Here is a 21,757-nt window from a genome sequence, read left to right on the forward strand (position 1 = left end):
GAAATTTCATTGCTGATTACGATTTTAATTTTAGTTACAACATCCTCCTCCGCATCTTGCACTACCATCTCCAGCACAACCAGCTTGTACACATCCGCACTCTACTTCTCCACCACCGATTCCGATAATAGTTCCTCCTCCGTTTCCTATTTTCCCTCCTTTAAGTGATCTTAACTCATTTCTGGATAGACTTGCTTTCTTCATTTTCAAAGAATTGTTTTTCATAATGTTTTAATTAAATATTCTGTGTCATTATTGACTTTTCAAAACTATAAATTAAAATCTCCGGTAAGAGAAATAGATCAGGCATTTTTTTGGCAAATTTCTTGCAGAACATGTACATGTTTTGCATATTTGCAATAGACATTAAGAATCATGAAGCAAGAAAAACTAAGAAACCTACGAAAACTCAAAGGCATCTCTCAAGAGAAGATGGCAAAAATTTTATCTACTGATCCTTCAAATTATTCCCGAAAAGAGCGGGGTGAGGTAAGGATACATGAAGATGAATGGAAGAAAATAGCTGAATCACTCAGTGTTTCTATTTCGGATATTAAAGAAGAAGAAATGGTGTTCAGTAATAAAAATTCCACATTCAAAGACACTACTCAATATCAGTACATTCAAAATTTCAATTATTCAATCATTGAAAATTTACAGGACTATATTGATTTTCTAAAACAAAAAATTCGTGAATTAAATGAAGAAAACAAAATACTAAAATCTCAAAATGATTTTAGCTCATAGAATCTTCTATATAATTATGTATCATCATTCATGAATAATCAAAATCCCTTTCAAGAACATTGAAAGGGATTTTATATTTATTTTATTAATCATTTCGCTAAAGTATTATTTATTTTATCAATTAAAATTAAAAACTTATTTTTGGGAAATTTGAAAATTGAATATATGAAGACTAAACATCCTAAAGGGCTGCCCTTCCTCTTTTTCACAGAGATGTGGGAGCGTTTCGGGTATTACCTGATTCTTGGAATCTTTGTTCTGTATGTTATTGAGCCTACGGGTATGAAAGGCGGACTTGGACTTCCGGATAAAACTGCTGATGATATTTTCGGAACTTATATTGCCTTAACTTATCTGACTCCCTTTATTGGTGGGTTCCTGGCAGACAGAGTTTTAGGATATATTAAATCTATCTATCTGGGAGGTTTTTTAATGGCCGCCGGATATATAGGAATGGGTGTGTTTAAAGATTTACCTCTGTTTTATGCTTCACTGGCGCTAATTATTATAGGAAATGGTTTCTTTAAGCCTACAATCTCAACGCTATTAGGAAATCTTTATTCTGAAGAACCTTATAAAGCGAATAAAGACTCAGGATATAATATTTTCTATATGGGAATCAATATCGGAGCATTTATCTGTAACATTATTGCTGCATTTATGCGTAATAAATTTGGCTGGGGTGAAGCTTTCATCACTGCGGGAGTGGGAATGCTTATCGGTATGGTGATTTTTACCATCGGAAGAAAGCATTATATCCATGCTGCACAAATGAAACCTGTACAGGAAGGAGATACAAAACTTTCGGAAATCATGCTTAAAGTATTTGTTCCTGCCATTATTGCCGGAGCAATAGGTTGGTTTGTTCCTAACAATATTTTTGGAAGTGACAGTACAGATGCCTTTATATTTGCCTGTATACCTGTTATTTACTTTTACGCCTCTCTTTACTTTAAGGCTAAACCTGATGAAAAAGCCTCTATCGGAGCATTACTTTCTGTATTCCTGATCAGTATGTTTTTCTGGGCTGTTTTCAAACAGAATGGAACTGCTTTGACAAGATGGGCCAATTATTACACAGACAGAAGTGTTCCTGCTTCTCTTGAAAAGCCGTTGGAAGGTATTTATATGGTGGAAGGTAAGAGCTATGAAAACAAAGAAACTCCAGTTTATGACAACCAGTTCAGATCTCAAAAGGATGACAAAGGAGAGACGAAGAAAGAAATGGGGAAAGATGTTTATTTTAAAAACATATCTCCTGAACAACGCGCTACCCTTGAGAAAAATCCTGAAAATAAAGTTTATCTGTACAATACAGAATTATTTCAATCTATCAATCCGTTCTGGGTTATAGCATTGACACCAGTGATTGTTGGGTTCTGGGCATTGTTGAGAAGAAGAGGAAAAGAACCTTTAACCCCTACTAAGATTGTTTTAGGATTATTTATTTCCGGACTTTCCTGTCTTGTAATGGTTTTAGCAGTAATGGCAGGAGATAACGGAGCCGTAAAAGTATCCCCTCTATGGCTTGTTGCCAGCTACGGAGTCATTACTATCGGGGAATTATGTTTGTCTCCTATGGGACTTTCATTCGTTTCAAAACTTTCGCCTGCAAGGATTACCGCATTGATGATGGGAGGTTTCTTTCTGGCCAACTCTGTGGGAAATAAACTTTCAGGAATCCTGGCAAGTACGTGGTATAATTACGAAAACAAGACGAATTATTTCCTTGTAAACTTCGGTTTGTTAATATTTGCTACACTTTTGGGTCTTTCTATGTTAAAAAGACTGAACAAAATTATGAAGGAAAAAGGACATTAATCATTGATATTATAAAGATTAGCAAGCTGCGGAATAGTCCCGCAGCTTTTTTATTTAAAAATAAAATTAAAACCTTGCCAAAAACCCAAAATAAACTATATTTGTCAGTCTTAACAAAAATTAACAATAGAAATGGATAATATTGAAGCATTGAGTCCGAAACCGGATGAATTTGTAGAGAATAAGAATTCCAGGCATCCTAAAGGATTATGGGTTCTTTTCGGAACAGAAATGTGGGAGCGTTTCAACTTTTATGGAATGAGAGCACTTTTGACGCTCTTCATGGTAAATTCCTTATTAATAAAAGAAGCTGATGCTGCAATCATCTATGGTGGATTTCTAGCGTTATGTTATTTAACACCTCTTTTGGGAGGATTTATTGCTGATAAGTATATCGGAAACAGATTTGCAATCATCATTGGGGGATCGCTAATGGCTATTGGCCAATTCTTGTTATTTATCAGTGCTTCAACTTTCTCAGCAGACATTGGAAGTGCTAAACTGATTATGTGGCTGGCATTATTCGTTATCATTTTTGGTAATGGATTCTTCAAACCGAATATCTCCTCAATGGTAGGAAGCCTCTATCCAAAACAGGAAAAGTCTAAACTGGATTCAGCTTTCACCATTTTCTATATGGGTATCAACATCGGGGCATTCTTAGGTCAGTTTATCTGTCCATATGTAGGAGATGTAAAAGATGCTGCAACCGGAGTGAGAGATATCTTCGCTTTCAAATGGGGATTCTTAGCTGCTTCTATTGCGATGGTAATCGGAACAATAACATTCTTTATCCTTAAAAACAAATATGTAGTTACTCCGGAAGGAAGACCTATCGGAGGATTACCAAAAAACAATACAAGTGCAGATTTCGAGGAGGGAGAAACTCAAACAGCAAAATTCTCAGGTACATTCTTAGGAATTACTGTAGCTATATTTGTTGTTCTATTCTTTGTATTCAGATATTTACTTGTAGGAGAACTTGGGTTTAACTCGGTGGAAATGGGACAAATGATCAAGGGAATTATTTATCCTTTTATCTATTCAGCAGGTATTTCTCTTGCCTTCCTGATTATGTCTTCTGCAGAAAACAAAGTTGAAAGACAAAGAATCTGGGTAATCTATATCGTTTCATTCTTCATCATCTTTTTCTGGGCAGCTTTTGAACAGGCAGGATCTTCATTAACGTTTATCGCAGATAACCAGACTGACAGAAATATTTTCGGGTGGAACATGCCTCCTTCAATGGTTCAGATTTTCAACGGAATTTTCGTAGTTCTTTTAGCTGTTCCTTTCAGTTTGTGTTGGGATAAACTGAGAGCAAAGGGAAAAGAGCCTGTATCTCCGTTCAAACAAGCAATGGGATTGGCATTGATCGCTCTTTCTTATTTCATCATTGCACACAATGTAAAAGATCTTGGAAACTCAGGATTATTAGCAATCAAATGGTTAATGCTTTTATACTTCATCCAGACTTGTGGTGAGCTTTGTCTTTCTCCAATCGGTTTATCATTAGTAGGTAAGCTGGCTCCAAAAAGATTTGCTTCATTACTATATGGTGTTTTCTTCATTTCTAACGCTGCTGGTTATGCATTAGCTGGTTCATTAGGAGCGCTTATCCCTGCAACAGGTGATAAATTTAAGAAAGCTGAAGAACTGGGTGTTAATCTACAGGATGTATTAGATAAAAAAGTAACTTTAACTGCGGATCAGGTAGCTGCTTTTGATAAAGCTCAGCTTCCATTACATAACCCTACTTTTGTAGGATTTGAAATTCACAATCTATTTGAATTCTTCATGGTATTCGTAGTACTTTGTGGTATTGCATCTGTAATTTTAGGTTTAATTTCACCTATCTTAAAGAAAATGATGCACGGTGTAAACTAGCTGCATTAACAAAATATGAATAAAACCTCTGCTAAGTCAGAGGTTTTTTTTATTTTCGTACGATGGAAATTTCCGAAGATTCTTTATTCCAATCCATAAAGGAAATCATTAGACAGTCGCGCGAAAAAGTGTTTCGGATAGCGAATTCTACTCTACTGCTTACCTACTGGCAGATTGGAAAACTTATTGTGGAAGATGAACAACAAGGAAAAGAACGGGCAGAATATGGAAAATATACGCTCAAAAGACTTTCTCAGAAGCTTACCTTAGAATTTGGAAAAGGTTTTGATTATACCAACTTATCCAATATGCGAAAGTTTTACACAGCGTTTCCAATTGTTGACACATTGTCTCAACAATTGAGTTGGTCACATTACAGATTACTTTCAATTCAGGATAATAAAGACAAAAGACATTATTATCTAAATGAATCTGTACAAAATAACTGGAATGTAAGAGATCTCAAAAGACAAATCAATTTCCGTTTTGAATGATAAAAACAATTTATTTGCCAGCAAATACCTGCTGTACCTCCCAAAAGAAGAAGAATTAAAACAAATTATTGACCAGGACAGAATTCGTTTTGAGCTGGATCAGAAAGATAAAAACCCTTAATTAGAACTTAATCATATATCATTATGAGCTTAACTTTAGATGAAATACAAGATTTCAAAGGAAAATATCCCAGACAGATCTGGAGCCTTTTTTTCTCTGAAATGTGGGAACGTTTCTGTTTCTACGGAATGCGTGGAATGCTGGTCTTCTTTATGATCTCACAGCTTAATTTCCATGAAAAAGAAGCCAACCTTCAATATGGTGCCACCCAGGCCTTCGTATATGCCTTTACTTTTGTAGGAGGTCTTTTTGCCGATAAAATTTTAGGATTCAGAAAATCTCTGTTCTGGGGAGGTCTCCTGATGATCGTAGGAAGTTTAATTCTTGCTACAGATCCCCATAAATTCTTTTTCCTCGGAATAGCATTCACCGTAGTAGGGACAGGTTTCTTTAAACCTAATATTTCATCTATGGTGGGACAACTTTATAAACCTAATGATTCAAGAGCTGATGCAGGTTTTTCGCTTTTTTATGCGGGAATTAATCTTGGAGCATTGTTAGGTGGTTATTTGTGTATTGCTATTGGTAAAGGAGAATTTCTAAGTAATGTTATTGCAGAAGAAATGAGATGGCATATTGCTTTTGGATTGGCTTCAATAGTAATGGTAATCAGCTTGATTAACTTTGTATTTACGCAAAGAACATTAGGTACTATTGGTTTACAGCCCGGACATCCCTTAGCAGAAACAAAGGCAGCTCCAATTCCAAAATGGAAAGAATACGGAGTATATATTTTGTCATTGGTTTTTGTACCTATTATTATGACAATGGTTGCTAAAACAGAATATACGGATTATTTTATGTGGACCATCGGCCCATTGACCCTAATCTATTTATTCTATGAAATGTCTAAAGTAACTGCTTCGGAACGCAAAAAGCTTTGGGCAGCACTCGTTTTCATTATATTTTCAATCATATTCTGGGGAATCTATGAACAAAGTGGAGGTTCTTTAAGCATTTTTGCCGCTAAAAACCTGAACAAAGATCTTTTCGGACTAGACCCGAATGGTGTGAATAACTCCGGAGGAGCTTTCTTTATTATTTTCCTTGCTCCATTGATCGGACTTCTTTGGATTTGGCTTAATAAGAGAAAAATTGAACCTAATACTATTATTAAATTCGGATTAGGATTTATTTTCTTGGGATTAGGATACTATGTTCTATTTGCTACCCGATTATTTGCAGACCTTCAGGGAGTTACTTCACTGAACTTCTTTACCCTGGCATTATTAATCATTACCCTCGGGGAATTGTGCCTCTCTCCTATCGGATTGTCTATTATGACGAAGCTTTCTACTAAAAATCTTCAGGGAATGATGATGGGAATGTGGTTCCTTGCTTCTGCTTATGGGCAGTATGTTGCAGGGATTATCGGAGCCAGCCTTGCTACCTCAAAAGAAGGGTCTACCAACTATGATGCTTTGATCACTTATACTGATGGATATAAACAATTGGGATTATACGCGGTAATTGCCGGAGTGGTATTAATTTTGATATCTCCGTACGTGAAAAAATTAATGCAAGATGTAAAATAGAAAATAAGTAATTATGCTTATTTTTACCTAAATATCACAATATGAAGAAAATTTTAAGCATAGTTCTCTTACTTTTATTAAACTTTAGTTTTGCCCAGGTAAAATGGATGACCATTGAGGAAGCCTTAAAAGCTCAAAAGGAAAATCCAAAAAAAATACTTATCGATTTTTATGCAGACTGGTGTGGCCCATGCAAAATCATGGATAAAAAAACTTATGGACATGCTGTGATTGCTCAAAATCTGAACGAGAACTATTATCCTGTAAAGTTTAATGCAGAAGAAAAAAAGAGTATTGATATCTTTGGAAGAACATTTTCTAATCCCAATACTGAGCACAGAAAAGGAAAAAATTCACTGCATGAGTTTACACAGTATATGAATGTAGGTGCTGTTCCAAGTACCGTATTTCTGGATGAACATGGAGATCCTATCACCATTCTTCAGGGAGAATTGTCTGCCAAAGAACTGGAGCCTTATCTGGAACTGATCTCAAAAGATTTGTTCAAAAAGATTAAAACCAGAGAACAATGGGAAGATTACCAGAAAAAGTTCAAATCTAAAATCAAAGATTAATTTAGAGATCCCGATTTCTAATTTAATGCTAAAAATTCACCATACAGACTTCCAATTTTTTGGAAGTCTTTTTAATTTTACCGAAATTCGAACCTTTATTTCTTTTGTCAAAAAATAAGGATCAAAAAAATTCAAAAATCCGCATCCTGAAATCTGAAAATGAATCTCGAAACCTCCATAGAATACGTAAAAGGAATAGGTCCGGAAAGAGCCAAACTCATTAAAAGTGTATTGGGCCTGACCACTGTTGAAGATATGTTGAACTTCTACCCAATCCGCTATCTGGATAAAAGTAAAATTTATACAGTTTCTCAGCTTCAGGAAGAAAGCAGCCAGGAAATACAATTGAGGGGAAGAATCACTCATGTTCAGGAAATCCAGACCGGGAAGACTAAAAGATTATCTGCGAAATTCAATGATGAAACAGGCAGTATGGATCTGGTATGGTTCCAGTATTCAAAATGGCTGAAAGAGCAGCTTCCTATTAACAAAGAGGTTTATATTTTCGGAAAAATTAATGTTTTCAACCGTCAGTTTTCTATGCCGCATCCTGAAATAGAAGCTGAGGAAAATAAAGAAGGAGATACAAGACTTAAACCTATTTATCCGAGTTCAGAAAAACTGACTAAAAGAGGATTAAGTCAAAGGTTTTTTCAGAATGCATTGAGAAATATCTGCAAAGAAATTCCGAGTCTGATTGAAGAAAATTTCCCGGAGTACCTGATGAAAACCTTTAAATTCATGTCAAGACAGCACGCTTTCCTGAATGTTCATTTTCCAAAGGATAAAGAGCATTTCGATAAGGCTGATTACAGATTAAAATTTGAGGAATCATTCTTTTTTCAATTAGGATATGGTTTGAAAAAGCTTCACCATAAAACACAGGCTCATGGTAATCCATTTCCAATTATTGGAGATCACTTTAACGATTTCTATGAGAATCATCTTCCTTTTGAACTCACCAATGCACAGAAAAGAGTATTAAAGGAAATCCGTATTGATATGAAAAGGCCAATTCAGATGAACAGGCTTTTACAGGGAGATGTAGGATCAGGGAAAACGATGGTGGCATTGTTAACCATGCTTATTGCTATGGACAACGGTTTTCAGAGTTGTTTGATGGCTCCAACAGAAATTCTTGCCCAGCAGCACTATAACGGGATCAAAGAACTGTTAGAAAAAACAGGAATCAATATCCGCATTCTGACCGGATCCAGCAAAGCAGCAGAAAGAAGAATTATCCACGAAGAACTGGAAAATGGAACACTTTCAATCCTGGTAGGAACCCATGCTGTTTTAGAAGATAAGGTTAAATTTAAAAATCTGGGACTGGCAATTATTGATGAGCAGCATAGATTCGGAGTTGCGCAGCGGGCTAAACTTTGGGCAAAAAATAAAATACCGCCTCATATTCTGGTGATGACTGCTACTCCTATTCCAAGAACACTTGCGATGAGTTTTTATTCTGATCTGGATGTTTCCGTGATTGATGAAATGCCTGTAGGAAGAAAACCCATCATTACTGCTCACAGACGTGAAAAAGACAGGCTTTATGTTTATAACTTCTGTAAAGACGAAATTAAGAAAGGCCGGCAGGTCTATTTTGTATATCCGCTTATTGAGGAATCTGAAACCTTAGATTACAAAAATCTGGTGGAAGGTTTGGAACATGTCATGGATTATTTCTCAGAGTACAATGTGACCATGCTTCACGGGAAAATGAAACCGGATGAGAAAGATGCGGCAATGGCTTATTTTGCTTCGGGGAAAGCTGAAATTATGGTGGCAACTACCGTAATTGAAGTCGGGGTAAATGTCCCTAATGCTTCTGTAATGGTTATTGAAAGTTCAGAAAGGTTTGGCCTTTCACAGCTTCATCAGCTGAGAGGACGTGTAGGAAGAGGTGCTGAACAGAGTTACTGTATCTTGATGACATCAGATAAATTGTCAAAAGAAAGCAGAACGCGCATCAAAACAATGACTGAAACCAATGACGGCTTTAAAATTTCTGAAGTGGATATGCAACTTCGGGGTCCTGGCGATATTCTGGGTACCCAGCAAAGTGGTGTGGTAGATTTTAAGAGATTAGATCTGATTAATGATTCGGCGATCATCAAAACGACAAAAAATACGGTAGAAAAAATTCTGGAAGCTGACCCAATGCTGTCTAGACCTGATAATCTGATTATTAAAAACTATTATATCAGATATTACAAAGGAAAAAACAAATGGAGTAAAATTTCATAAAAAAACCGCAGAAAATACTTCCTGCGGCCCCCTTATAAAACTGTTATTTAGAAGAAATTACTTTTGGTATGCCCAAAAAATTCATTTTAATAGTTAAGGCTTAATATTTTGTGATGTGGTGTGAAAATATCTATATAACAATATTATTTGATAAGCTAAAACCTTAACTATTAAAACAAATTATGAAAAACAAAATGAATTATTTTTTTCCAACTTGCTTATTATAAAAACTAACTGAGTTTCGGTGGAGATGAGGGAATGAAACGAATAAAAATACCTCCAACTACTTTTGAGTTTTCATGATTGTACCGTTTTGTTTAAAGATCTTCTGTGCTTTAAAATTGGAAAATTAGTATAATTCATTTTGTTAACTAACATCGTGATTTATATAATTTTGTTTTTAGAAACAATTACTTCTCATTCATCTGTATCTTATACTATATAATGAAATTTGTGTCTCAGATTACTTTTACAAATGTCAGTATATTAATTCAGATCCTTTTTATATGATTTTAAGTATTAGTTATAAAATTTTCACTTATTTGTGAATAATATGCATCAAATACGATTAATATTTTCTTAATATTAAATTCATAAAACCTTTATTCATCACACTTTCAAAATAAAATTATCTTTATTCAATCCTGAAGCATGATACTGCCAATTGATCGTAATAATTTCTGTAAGCACCTTTTTCAGACTCTCAAAAGACTCAGGTTTTTTCATGAAAATATTGGCTCCTTTTACAAAAATATCTTCAATTTCATTTTCCGGAATCGGTTCCGAAAAAATGGCGGTGACCATGTTATTGAATTTTGAATTTGCTTCGATTTCTTCCAGACATTCCATGCTGTCTTTTCCAGGGATGGTGTAATTTATAAAAACAATTTCCGGAACTACGGCATCATCATTATTCAGATACAGCATCATATCTTTACCGTTAGAGAAGCATTGAACTTTTATAGAGATTTTCAGCTCTTTTAAAATATTTTTAAAGAAAATCAAGGTGTTTTCATCGTTATCTGCTACTATTACGTTCAGAAATTCTTTATTCATACTGCATTTTAGGGTTTATTACCGTGCTCTGAGCTCTTCTTCTTTTTCCAATAATTTTTTGAAACTGGGAGGGAGTGATACCAGTTGTATTTTTAAACTGGGTACTCAGATGTGCCACACTGGAGTAGTTCAGTTTGTGGGCTATTTCTGTAAGGCTTTGTTTGTTTCTTATGATCAGGGCTTTTGCGTGTTCTATCTTCTGCAGAATAATAAAATTCTCAATAGATGTATAGGCAACTTCGGAAAACAGGTTGGAAAGATATCCGTAACTGTGATTCAGTTTCTCAGAAATATATATGGATGCTTTTACCGGTATGATCTCATCAGAAAAGACCAGTTCTACGATAGCATCTTTTATTTTCTGTACCAGCGCGGTCTTCTGACTTTCTATGATTTCGATACCATAGTCTTCAAGATTTTGCTTAAAAAGGCTGTGCTGTTCCTTTGTGAGGGGCTCATAAAATTCCACTTCACCGAAGTTCAGCAACCTGTACTTCAGCCCGTGTTCTTTAAGTTTTTCGTCCAATACCTTTTTACAAAGGGCATTGAAATCAAATTTAACATACATTTTCATCCTAGTATATATAAGCCTGTTTTATTTAGTAAATATAATAATTTATTTCATTTAAAAGTGAAATAGGTGTATTTTTTTTATTTTTGCCATATAGACGCAAAAACTCCTGTATTTAAGAATACAGGAATTTAAACACTAAGGATGAAAAAAATATACTGATAAAAAGCTGTGTCAGCTCAAAACCAAGCATATGAATGTATTGTTATAAGTGATTTGGTTCTGAAGCAAAGATCATTCAAAAAAAGAATTCACTTGTTATAGAATTACAGGATAAAGTTACAAAATTTTAAGTCAATCATAAGTGAATTAGAAATTCCATCATGTAATCATCCATTACAAATCCGTTCCCGATATCGAAAACACCTTCCCCATAAACCCTGTATCCTTGGGACTCATAGAAGTTTCGGGCAGAATTATTTTTATTCACATTCAAAATAATTCTTTCATTTCCATTCTCAGAAACTTTCTCATGAAGAAACTGAAGTGCTTTTTTGCCAAATCCTTTTCCTTTACTTTCCGGAACCAGATAAATACGGTGCAGCTTGGTTGTTTTCTCTTCGTAATGATGTTCGTATCCGATAAAACCTTCATAAGAATCATTATTTTCATCCTGAATAAGATAATAATGGTAATGGGGGTTCTGAAGGTGGTTCAGAATTTCTGTTTCAGAATACATTTCGGAAAGCATAAATTCCATCTGTTGTGTTGAAAGAATGTCTGCATAGGCATTTTCCCATGATCTTCGTGCCAGATCCTGAATTAAAGGGATATCTACAGCTGTTGCCTGTCTTAATTTCATGATTTATTGTATTATTAATGATTAAAAAAAGTGAAAAGCCTAAACTTTCCACCCTTTATATTTTTCAATATGAACTGCTGAATTTTAAAATTCAATTCATAATTAAATGTTTGCCATTTCAGCTTTAATCTTTGCATGAAGACCTTCTGAAGCTGCAACCAGAGGAAGTCTTAAGAAGTTTTTAATGATTCCTTTTTCAGCCAGTATTACTTTAATACCGCAAGGGTTTCCTTCTGCAAAAATCAAACGGGTAATATCAACCAGCTTATTGTGAATTGCGTAAGCTTCTTTCACTTTCCCTTCAAAAGCCAGTTGTACCATGGTAGAAAATTCTTTAGGATATGCCTGTCCTATTACTGAAATCACACCATCTCCTCCTGCCAGTGTTATCGGTAATGTGTATTCATCATCTCCGGAAACCAGTGAAAATCCTTCAGGCTTCTTTCTCAGAATATCAAAATACTGTAAAATATTAGGTGAAGCTTCCTTAATCAGGAACAAATTAGGAAATTCTTTTGCAAGACGAAGCGTAGTATCTGCTTCTACGTTCTGTCCTGTTCTTGAAGGAACATTATAGATAATAATATTTTTCCCTGTGGAAGCTAACATTTTATAGTGCTGATAAAGACCTTCCTGGTTCGGTTTATTGTAATAAGGAGATACTGAAAGTACTGCTTCAAATGCAGAAAGATCTGCTTCTTCAATCTGTTTCTTGACGTCAAGAGTATCGTTGCCGCCAATCCCTAAAACTAAAGGAAGACGTTTATTATTCACCTTAATGATATGCTCAATTACCTGTTTCTTCTCCTCTGCAGAAAGCGTTGCGGCTTCTGCCGTAGTACCCAATACTACCAAATAATTGGTTCCGTTTTCGATATTGTACTCCACTAGTTTTGTTAAACTATCGAAGTCAACGGATAAATCTTCATTAAAGGGCGTTACCAATGCAACACCTACTCCTTTTAAAATGCTCATCTGTTAGAATTATTTTTGTCAAATTTAATAATTTACAGTAAGAATTTGTAATAAATAATAATGTTTTATTATACATATAGTTATATTTGCATATACTAAAAGATATTATGAAAAATAAATTCTTGTTAATAGGAATTGCCCTGGCGACCCTTACAGCATGCAAAACAGCTTCTACGCTGCAACTTGCGGATGTAAAGACCCAGAAAAATATTTCTGTTAATAATGAGCTGAAAAATGATGAGGAGATTGCAAAATTTATCGAACCTTATAAACAAAAACTGGATAAAGAAATGAACCAGAAGATCTCTCACACCGATGTGGATCTTACTAAGCAAGGTGATAACAGCAATCTGGGCAATCTTTTAGCTGACTACACGTTTGAAGGGGGTAATGAATGGATAAAAACTCATCTTAAGCAAAATGTAGACGCTGCATTGATCAATATCGGAGGAATCCGTACCACTATCGGAAAGGGAGACATTTTACTCAAAAATGTATTTGAAGTAATGCCTTTTGAAAATGAGGTGGTAATTGTGAAAATGAAAGGAACAGATTTACAGGGGCTTTTTGAGTATTATGCAAAAACGCAGGTCAACAATCCGGTTTCTCACTTATATATTGAGACCAATAACGGACAGGTAATCAAATCTTTAATCAACGGAAAAACAGTAGATCCGGCTAAAGATTATTATATTGCTACTTCAGACTATCTTGCACTGGGAGGAGACAATATGAAATTCTTTGCAAAAGGAGAATCTATCTCAACAGGAATTAAAATGAGAGATCTGTTTATTGATTATTTTAAGAAAACTCCTGAAGTTGTAGTAAATTCAGATGTTCGTTTAAATTTTATCGGGAAGAAGTAATGGATAGAAAAAGTTTTTTAAAGGCAATAGGAGGCGGATCTTTGGCAATGGCTTTAGCACCCAATATGATGATGGCGGAAGAGTTGAAAATTCTTGATTTAAAATCCGCAAATAAACTGACGATCCTTCATACCAATGACCAGCATAGCAGAATAGAACCTTTCGATGCAAGCTATACAAAAAATCCTAATCAGGGAGGTTTTGCCAGAAGGGCGAGCTTAATTCAGCAGATCAGAAATCAGGAAAGCAATGTACTGCTTCTTGATTCTGGAGATATTTTTCAGGGAACTCCATATTTCAATTTCTTTGGAGGAGAACTGGAGTTTAAATTAATGTCCATGATGAAATATGATGCCTCTACCATGGGGAATCATGATTTTGATAATGGTCTTGATGGATTTTTAAAAGTACTTCCCAATGCGAAGTTTCCTTTTATCTGTTCCAATTATGATTTTAAAAATACAATTCTTGATGGAAAAACTTCCCCATATAAGATCTTCAACAAGAATGGAATCAAAGTAGGAATTTTCGGGGTGGGAATTCAACTGGACGGCCTTGTCGGTAAAAAGCAGTATGGAGAAACCGTATATTCCGATCCTATTAGTGTAGCACAGCATTATTCCAATTATCTTAAAAAAGATCAGAAATGTGATCTTGTGATTTGTCTTTCACACATCGGTTATGATTATAAAGATGAACCGAATAAAATAAGTGACAAAATTTTAGCGGCCAGCACAGAAAATATTGATATTATTCTGGGAGGCCATACTCATACATTCTTACCGGAACCTCAATCTTATACCAACAGACAGGGCAAAAACGTCCTTGTCAATCAGGTAGGATGGGCAGGACTTCTTTTGGGTAGAATAGATTTTTATTTTGATACAAACAAAAACGTACAGCATATTTCCTGGAACAATCAGGCAATAGACAGCAGCATAGCATAACCGCATAATATGAAAAAACTCTCTATAATTTCTCTTGGTATTTTAGCATCCCTGCAGTTTACAAAAGCTCAGGTCATTTCATCAAAAAAATGGGCAGATCTATTTTCCTACAACAAAGTCTTAGCTATGAAAGAAGACAATGGGAAAATCATTGCAGCTACAGAAAACGGAATATTCTATTATACCATATCAACAGGAGAAATTACGAAGTTGTCCAAAGCCAATGGTTTGCATAATATTGGTATAACAGCCTTTGACTACAACCCGCAGACCAAAACAGGACTTATTGGATATGAAAACGGTTCAATGGATGTTATCACCCCACAGGAAATCAAATATATTGTTGATATTCCTATTGCTACCGGCTATAGCGGAAATAAAAAAATCAATCATATTTCCATAACCGGAAATCAGGCTGTCATTTCTGTAGGCTATGGACTTTCCATATTTAATCTGAACAATAAAGAGTTCGGAGATTCTACCTTCTTCCTTACTGGCGGAGTTTATGAAGCGAGTAATGAAGCAACCATATTCGGGAATAAAGTATATTCTGTAACCAATACAGGATTGAAGAGCCATCAGATGAATACAACCTTTCCGGTATATTCTACATGGACCACGGAAGCTCCCGGAGCATTCAAACATATAGATTCAGAATCTGAACTGGTATATTCATCCGCAACAGCGGCTTATTTTTATAACAACGGTACTCCGACACAACTTCCTACAAGTTTCGAAAATATCCGTGACCTCGTTATCACATCAAATAATATTATTGTTACTGACAACCGGGTATATACCTACGGAACGAACGGAGTAGCACAAAATGCAGTAAGCCTTGGTGAAGAATGTAACACCGCAATAACAGCTGGTGGAAAGATCTTTGGAGGAACTGTATTATCAGGGATCAAGGATGAAAGTAACAATACTTTTAAACCATCGGGTCCTTACTTCAATTTTGCGTATAATATTAATCTTTTTGATAATAATCAGCTTCTGGTTTCTTCTGGTGCCAGAGCAAATAACTACAACCATCCGTTTATTCAGCCACAAGAACCTGGATTTTATTATTTCAACGGTACAGATTGGATTTATCCTTCATTCTTCAATAAAAGTAATCCCAACCGTCCAATCTTCATCAACGTGTTGGATGCTATTATAAGTCCTTATAACAGTAATGAAGTTCTCTTTACCAATTATACAATGCTGGATAACGGAGTGTATAAAATGAAATACAATGCAACAAGCAAAGATTTTGAACTGGTAAAATATTATAATCTTGGGGCACAACCCTACCTCAGACGTCCTGTAGGTTTTGCAACAGATACTCAGAACAACCTTTTTGTTTCTTTTGGATTTAATGACGGAAACCCTTCCATAGGAATCTATGACAAAGCCTCTGATGACTTTCTTATAAAGAAAATAGTTCTTGCCAGTGATGGTATCCAAAAGACTGTTTATCATGAAAATATGTTATGGACTCCACTGCCGAGATCTAATAACTTTTGGGTATATGACTATAAAAATGCAACCAACCTTTCTGATGATTCAGATTATATCCTGGGTTCTGCTAATGGATTTAACAGTTCAGGAGGAATCTTATCGGTAGCATTTGATAAGTCCGGAGATGCATGGATCGGTACAGACGGTGGTTTAAGAATTATGTCTAACGCTGCGTCTGAAATAAAAACCCCACAGCCTGAAGTAGAACCTATAGTCATAGAACAAAACGGACTGGGTGAAGAGCTTTTCAGAGAATCAGCTATTCTTCAGATTGCAGTAGATGAAGGAAACTACAAGTGGGTTTCCATTGATGGCGGCGGTGTATATTACCTTTCTGCTGACGGCCAGAAAACAATAAAACATTTTACCAAAGAAAATTCACCTCTTCCTACCAATAGTGTTACTGATATAAAAGTTGATAAAAAAACCGGGAAAGTATATTTTGTAACGTACAATGGTATTGTAACCTATCAGGGAGATGTTGCTGATGTAACTTCCAATTTCGGAGATGTTGTGGTATATCCTAACCCTGTTGTATATTCTAATTTTAAAGGAAAAGTGACCCTCAAAGGCCTTGCAGAAAAAACCAATATAAGAATTGTAGATGCTGCAGGAAATGTGGTACACTCTGCGGTCGCAAGAGGAGGTTATTATGAATGGGATCTGAATAATCAGAAAGGAGTAAGAGTAGCATCAGGAATGTATTTTGTTCTGATGACCAATGAAGATGGGTCTGATAAAGCTACAGCCAAAATAGGAGTAGTCAATTAATTAATGAATTCACAAAACGGTTTTTTACTTTCGTTTATAAAATATGGAGAAAACGATGCTGTATTGCATTGTTTTACTGAAGAAGAGGGTTTTCAAAGCTATTTTCTAAAAGGAATTTATTCTAAAAAAAACAAAAAGAAAGCCCTGCTGCAGCCACTGAACCAGCTGAATTTTTCAATACATCCGCTCCGTGGCAATGGTATACCAACTGTTTCAAAGTTTGAACTGGTAAAAAATAACGACATTTATACAGATATAAAAGTCAATACCGTTATTTTCTTTATTTCAGATTTTTTGAGTCATATCCTTAAATATGAGGATAAAAATATTCCTATCTATACCGGCATTAATCATTTTATCAATGAACTGACGAACAGAAATTATCAGGCACACCTGCTTTTTTTACTGGCTGTTTTAAAAATTCAGGGAGTTGCTCCTTTGTTGGGTGATGGTAAATTTTTAGATCCGGAAACCGGAACTTTTTCCCAGGTGATCTGTCATCAGCAATTCAATGAAGAAATTTCTACATTATGGAAAGAAGCACTTTGTGCCGAAAATCTATATGCTACAAAAATCCATTCTTCATTAAGAAAAGAATTTCTGGACAGCCTTCTCGTGTACTACCATTATCATATCACAGACTTCAAGACGCCTGCTTCATTGGAAATTATCCAGCAGATATTTGAATAGACCGATTCCTGATTGCTAGAATTCTTTTATGGTTCTTTTGTCTTTTCAACATCTTCGGGCATTTCAGTTTCAGATTCTGCAATTTCTTTTTTGGAGAATCTTGGCTGCAGGATTTTGGCAATAAGTCCGGTCCAGCCTGTCTGGTGGGAAGCTCCTACTCCACGGCCGTTATCCCCATGAAAATATTCATAGAACAGAATATAATCTTTAAAATCCGGATCGGTCTGAAATCTTTCATACTGTCCATGAACCGGTCTTTTTCCATTTTCATCCTTTAAAAAAATCTTTGCAAGCCTTTTGTTTAAAGCATCTGCTATCTGATCCAGATTTGAATAGTTTCCACTTCCTGTAGGATATTCCACTAAAAAATCGGGGCTGTAGTAGAAGAAAAAACGCTGAAGACTATCAATAATCAAAAAATTAATCGGAAACCACACCGGGCCACGCCAGTTGCTGTTTCCTCCGAAAAGTCCGCTGTCACTTTCTGCAGGTGTATATTTTACACTATAATCCGTTTCATTCAGCGTTAAGGTATAAGGATTGTTTTCATATTCTTTTGATAGTGCTCTTACCCCATAATCACTTAAAAATTCCTCCGGATTCAACATTCTGTTTAACAATCTTTTCAAACGGTGTCCGCGAAGCAAAGACAAAAGGTGCTTGGAATCCTGACCTTTGACTTCCCATCTTGAAACCAGAGAAGCCAGTTCCGGTTTATTATCCAGTACCCACTTCATTCTTTTCTTAAAATTGGGCAGATTTTCAATCATTTCATCATCTATCACCTCAACGGCAAACATCGGGATCAGTCCTACGATGGTTCTTAATCTTAGATACATATGCGTTCCGTCATTAGAAGCTATGGCATCATAGAAAAACTCATCTTGTTCATCCCACAAACTGAATTCTTCATCCCCCATATTATCCAGTGAATTGGCAATTGACAGGAAATGCTCAAAAAACTTCATCGCCATTTCTTCGTACACATTATTATAAAGAGCCAGCTCCAGAGCAATCCGCATCATATTCAGGGCAAACATAGCCATCCAGCTTGTCCCGTCCGACTGTTCCAGCTGTTCTCCGTTTGGTAAAACAGCATTCCGGTCAAAAACTCCAATATTATCAAGGCCTAAGAAACCTCCTTCAAATATATTGTTGCCATTGGTATCTTTTTTATTCACCCACCATGTAAAGTTCATCAACAATTTCTGGAAAGCACTTTCCAAAAATTCCAGGTCGGGTTTATCTTTTAAATACTCATCAATTTTAAATACTCTGAAAACCGCCCATGCATGTACCGGAGGGTTTACGTCACTAAAATTCCATTCGTAGGCGGGAAGCTGTCCATTGGGGTGCATATACCATTCAAACAGAAAAAGTTTCAGCTGATGTTTTGCAAAGTCCGGATCTATCAGGGAAAAACTAATGGCGTGAAACGCCAGATCCCATGTGGCATACCACGGATATTCCCATTTATCCGGCATGGAAATAATATGTTCGTTATTAAGATGCTTCCAGTCATAATTTCTTATTTTTTCCCGCGACTTTGGAGGAGGCATTTCAGCCGGATCACCTTTCAGCCATTTTTCAACATTGTAGTGGTAAAACATTTTATTCCACAACATTCCTGCAAAAGCCTGTCTTTGTACGAGTTTTTCATCTTCCGAAGTGATTCCTTTCTGGATTTCGGCATAAAATTCATCTGCTTCTTTCTGCCTTTGATTAAAAAGAGTCTCAAAATCACCGAACGGCTCTCGTAAATCTTTATCTGATAATCTGAATTCAAATGTTCTGGATTCACCGGCTTTAAAATCTTCATCAATAAAAAAAGAAGCTTTGGTTCCTACATTTTTTGGATTTACAGACTGAGAATTACCCGTCATCACAAAATTATTGATCCCGTCTTTACAGAACTTTGATCCATTTTGCGACTGGTAGAGTCTTTCATTATTGGTTTCATTGTTACAAAACAGGGTCTTCAACGATTGTTTTGCATACACGTTTTTAATCTCAATATCCTGATGATTTACTTTAATGAGGTCTGCATCTTCAGCATGTAATTGTGGCTGATAGTCATCATATCCCCAATTCCAGGTATTCCTGAACCCAACCGTAGGCAATATTACAAGAGAAGCCTCTTTTTCAGATTTGTTAACAATAGTGAGTCTGACCAGAATATCATTCTGACTTTCTTTTGCATATTCAATAAAGATGTCAAAGTATTCATTGTTATCAAAAATTCCGGTATCAATCAGTTCATATTCCGTTTCATCCTTACTTCTTGCAGCATTTGTTTTTACAAGATCTTCATAGGGGAAAATATTTTGCGGATATTTATACAACATTTTCATGTAGGAATGGGTAGGTGTAGAATCCAGATAATAAAAATATTCTTTTACGTCTTCACCATGATTTCCCTGTCCATTGGTCAGTCCAAAGAATCGTTCTTTCACCATTTTATCCTTTTTATTCCAGAATCCGACAGAGAATACAAGTTTCTGAAGATCATCACAGATTCCACATATGCCTTCCTCGCTCCAACGGTAGGTTTTGGCTTCTGCAGTATCATGACTGGTATAATTCCAGGCATCACCGTTTTCACTGTAATCTTCACGAACAAGCCCCCACTCCCGGTTACTTACATACGGCCCCCATTTTTTCCATGAAATATCTGAAATTCTCTGTTTTTCTGACATAGACAAGATGTTTTGTACAATTGTAAAATGTATTCATGTATTGATGACTATAAGCTCAAAACTTTAAACCCTAAACCTTGAACTTTAAAACTACACTATCCTCCGGTAGAAAAACTCTCAAACGTAGTCATTCCACCATCTACGAAAATGCTGGTTCCCGTGATATAATCAGCAAGATCACTGGCAAGAAAAGCGGCTAGATTCCCGATATCCTGCGGCTGCCCGATTCTGTTATAAGGAATAAGGGTAAGAAGAGAATTGAGTGCTTCAGGGGTACTCCATGCATTTTGATTAATGGGAGTCTGAATAGCTCCCGGACAGATAGAATTAACCCTGATTTTGGCTGCTCCATATTCCTGAGCAAGGGTTTGCATCAACATTCTGATGGCTCCTTTGCTTGATGCGTAGTTAGCATGTCCGGCCCATGGAATGATTTCATGTACAGAACTGATATGAATAATCTTTCCACAAGCTACAGAACGTGAAGGATCTATCCCACGCCGCAGAAATTCTTTAATGGCTTCTCTGGCACATAGAAACTGTCCCGTCAGGTTAACACCAATGACAGCATTCCATTGGTCTATCGTCATTTCGGTGAACTTTGCATCCTTTTGAATGCCTGCATTATTCACCAGAATATCTACGGTTTGAAATTCGGAAACAACATCCTGAAACATTTTGATTACCTGATCTTCTTTAGAAACATCACATGCGTAAGTGATCCCTTTTCCTCCGGCATCGGTAATTTCTTTCAGAACAGCTTTAGCTTCTTCTGAGGATCTTTCCGAAGAATGGTTGACAATGACTGTTGCTCCTGCTTCCGCTAATGATTTTGCGATTCCTGAACCTATTCCGCTGGAGGCTCCTGTAACCACAGCAACCTGATTTTGAAGTGATATTTCCATGTTTTGTAATTTGATGTTACTCAAAGTTATGGAAAGATATCAGCAGATAAAAAATTATGATTTTAAAATTTTATTAAAGTTTTTTGTGCATCAGGTATTGAGGCCCGCTCCTTCCGATTCTGGTTTTACCGTCAAAAATGTATCCTGACTGAAGATAAATATGATAAGCTGAATCATTTTTCTGATTGACGGCCAGTACAATTTCTTTACAATCCCCGAAGTGAGTTTTTACAAAATTCCCGACCTCCAGCATAGCCATTTTTCCTATTCCTTTTCCCTGCATCTGAGGATTTACAGATAAAGAACGCAGTAAAACAGATGTTTCATCATCGGTAAGTTCAAATTTATCTTTCCCGAAATCAAGGACAAAAAAACCTGCAACCTGATCATTTTCAAATATAGTCACCGGAAATGCGTCATCGTCATCCCGTTCGCTGATACTTTTCAAAGCCTGTTGAGCTGTCGCGGTAAATTGCATTTGGTTTTCATCCAAAGCATAACTGACTCCGGAAAGGTCCTCTGGTTTATAGAATTCTAAGTGTATCATA

At 35.9% G+C, this 21,757-nt stretch carries 20 protein-coding genes; 12 read left to right on the plus strand and 8 right to left on the minus strand.

Translation table 11 applies throughout. The annotated features are described in order from the left end of the window. Nucleotides 1-30: 30 nt before the first annotated feature. Nucleotides 31-225, minus strand: coding sequence for a hypothetical protein (locus tag ACLMCG_RS16755; RefSeq protein WP_047382371.1), 195 nt, complete (start codon nt 223-225; stop codon nt 31-33). Between the two features lie 150 nt (nt 226-375). Between ACLMCG_RS16755 and ACLMCG_RS16760 the strand changes: the two genes are divergently transcribed. From ACLMCG_RS16760 to recG, 8 genes are all read left to right on the plus strand, one after another. Further along, a complete protein-coding gene (locus ACLMCG_RS16760) occupies nt 376-747 on the plus strand; it encodes a helix-turn-helix domain-containing protein (protein ID WP_413960322.1) in 372 nt (123 codons plus the stop codon). Nucleotides 748-912: 165 nt separating this feature from the next. Next, complete coding sequence (locus ACLMCG_RS16765; RefSeq protein WP_223601135.1) at nt 913-2,568, plus strand: peptide MFS transporter; 1,656 nt, start codon at nt 913-915, stop codon at nt 2,566-2,568. 132 nt (nt 2,569-2,700) lie between these two features. Then, the gene (locus tag ACLMCG_RS16770; RefSeq protein ID WP_223601134.1) at nt 2,701-4,455 is read left to right on the plus strand and encodes a peptide MFS transporter; all 1,755 of its coding nucleotides are present in this window, start codon (nt 2,701-2,703) and stop codon (nt 4,453-4,455) included. Between the two features lie 62 nt (nt 4,456-4,517). Further along, a complete protein-coding gene (locus tag ACLMCG_RS16775) occupies nt 4,518-4,949 on the plus strand; it encodes a DUF1016 N-terminal domain-containing protein (RefSeq protein WP_413960323.1) in 432 nt (143 codons plus the stop codon). Next, entirely contained in the window at nt 4,942-5,070 is a 129-nt protein-coding gene (locus ACLMCG_RS16780) for a hypothetical protein (protein WP_262904091.1), read from the plus strand. Before ACLMCG_RS16775 ends, ACLMCG_RS16780 begins: the two co-directional genes overlap by 8 nt. A gap of 23 nt (nt 5,071-5,093) precedes the next feature. Further along, on the plus strand, nt 5,094-6,605 hold the full coding sequence (locus ACLMCG_RS16785; protein WP_413960324.1) for a peptide MFS transporter: 1,512 nt from the start codon (nt 5,094-5,096) through the stop codon (nt 6,603-6,605). 41 nt (nt 6,606-6,646) lie between these two features. Further along, on the plus strand, nt 6,647-7,180 hold the full coding sequence (locus tag ACLMCG_RS16790) for a thioredoxin family protein (protein WP_413960325.1): 534 nt from the start codon (nt 6,647-6,649) through the stop codon (nt 7,178-7,180). Nucleotides 7,181-7,339: 159 nt separating this feature from the next. Next, the gene (gene recG / locus ACLMCG_RS16795) at nt 7,340-9,427 is read left to right on the plus strand and encodes an ATP-dependent DNA helicase RecG (protein ID WP_413960326.1); all 2,088 of its coding nucleotides are present in this window, start codon (nt 7,340-7,342) and stop codon (nt 9,425-9,427) included. Between the two features lie 609 nt (nt 9,428-10,036). Here recG and ACLMCG_RS16800 read toward each other — a convergent pair. From ACLMCG_RS16800 to dapA, 4 genes are all read right to left on the minus strand, one after another. Beyond that, entirely contained in the window at nt 10,037-10,483 is a 447-nt protein-coding gene (locus tag ACLMCG_RS16800) for a response regulator (protein WP_223601129.1), read from the minus strand. Next, nucleotides 10,476-11,057 (minus strand): helix-turn-helix domain-containing protein, encoded by a 582-nt coding sequence (locus tag ACLMCG_RS16805; protein ID WP_047424159.1) that lies wholly within the window; start codon nt 11,055-11,057, stop codon nt 10,476-10,478. The genes ACLMCG_RS16800 and ACLMCG_RS16805 overlap by 8 nt, the downstream gene beginning before the upstream one ends. A gap of 295 nt (nt 11,058-11,352) precedes the next feature. Further along, nucleotides 11,353-11,856: a GNAT family N-acetyltransferase gene (locus ACLMCG_RS16810; RefSeq protein WP_223601128.1), complete on the minus strand. Its 504-nt coding sequence runs from the start codon at nt 11,854-11,856 to the stop codon at nt 11,353-11,355. 102 nt (nt 11,857-11,958) lie between these two features. Continuing rightward, nucleotides 11,959-12,831, minus strand: coding sequence for a 4-hydroxy-tetrahydrodipicolinate synthase (dapA, locus tag ACLMCG_RS16815; RefSeq protein ID WP_413960327.1), 873 nt, complete (start codon nt 12,829-12,831; stop codon nt 11,959-11,961). Between the two features lie 107 nt (nt 12,832-12,938). Between dapA and ACLMCG_RS16820 the strand changes: the two genes are divergently transcribed. The 4 genes from ACLMCG_RS16820 to recO are packed head-to-tail and all read left to right on the plus strand — an operon-like array spanning nt 12,939 to nt 17,608. Then, on the plus strand, nt 12,939-13,697 hold the full coding sequence (locus ACLMCG_RS16820) for a 5'-nucleotidase C-terminal domain-containing protein (protein ID WP_413960328.1): 759 nt from the start codon (nt 12,939-12,941) through the stop codon (nt 13,695-13,697). Continuing rightward, on the plus strand, nt 13,697-14,644 hold the full coding sequence (locus tag ACLMCG_RS16825; protein ID WP_413960329.1) for a bifunctional metallophosphatase/5'-nucleotidase: 948 nt from the start codon (nt 13,697-13,699) through the stop codon (nt 14,642-14,644). Before ACLMCG_RS16820 ends, ACLMCG_RS16825 begins: the two co-directional genes overlap by 1 nt. Before the next feature lie 9 nt (nt 14,645-14,653). Continuing rightward, nucleotides 14,654-16,918 (plus strand): T9SS type A sorting domain-containing protein, encoded by a 2,265-nt coding sequence (locus tag ACLMCG_RS16830; protein ID WP_223601125.1) that lies wholly within the window; start codon nt 14,654-14,656, stop codon nt 16,916-16,918. 3 nt (nt 16,919-16,921) lie between these two features. After that, a complete protein-coding gene (gene recO, locus ACLMCG_RS16835) occupies nt 16,922-17,608 on the plus strand; it encodes a DNA repair protein RecO (RefSeq protein WP_413960330.1) in 687 nt (228 codons plus the stop codon). Nucleotides 17,609-17,634: 26 nt separating this feature from the next. Here the strand turns inward: recO and ACLMCG_RS16840 are convergent, their stop codons facing one another. From ACLMCG_RS16840 to ACLMCG_RS16850, 3 genes are all read right to left on the minus strand, one after another. Next, nucleotides 17,635-20,304: an MGH1-like glycoside hydrolase domain-containing protein gene (locus ACLMCG_RS16840; RefSeq protein ID WP_413960331.1), complete on the minus strand. Its 2,670-nt coding sequence runs from the start codon at nt 20,302-20,304 to the stop codon at nt 17,635-17,637. Nucleotides 20,305-20,399: 95 nt separating this feature from the next. Further along, a complete protein-coding gene (locus ACLMCG_RS16845; RefSeq protein ID WP_413960332.1) occupies nt 20,400-21,209 on the minus strand; it encodes a glucose 1-dehydrogenase in 810 nt (269 codons plus the stop codon). A 73-nt stretch (nt 21,210-21,282) separates the two neighbouring features. Beyond that, nucleotides 21,283-21,756 carry a GNAT family N-acetyltransferase gene (locus ACLMCG_RS16850; RefSeq protein WP_223601121.1) on the minus strand — a complete coding sequence of 158 codons (474 nt, stop codon included), beginning with the start codon at nt 21,754-21,756 and terminating at the stop codon, nt 21,283-21,285. Nucleotide 21,757 lies beyond the last annotated feature (1 nt).

Origin of the sequence: Chryseobacterium sp. S90 (assembly GCF_047444895.1) — a bacterium.
Classification (GTDB): domain Bacteria; phylum Bacteroidota; class Bacteroidia; order Flavobacteriales; family Weeksellaceae; genus Chryseobacterium.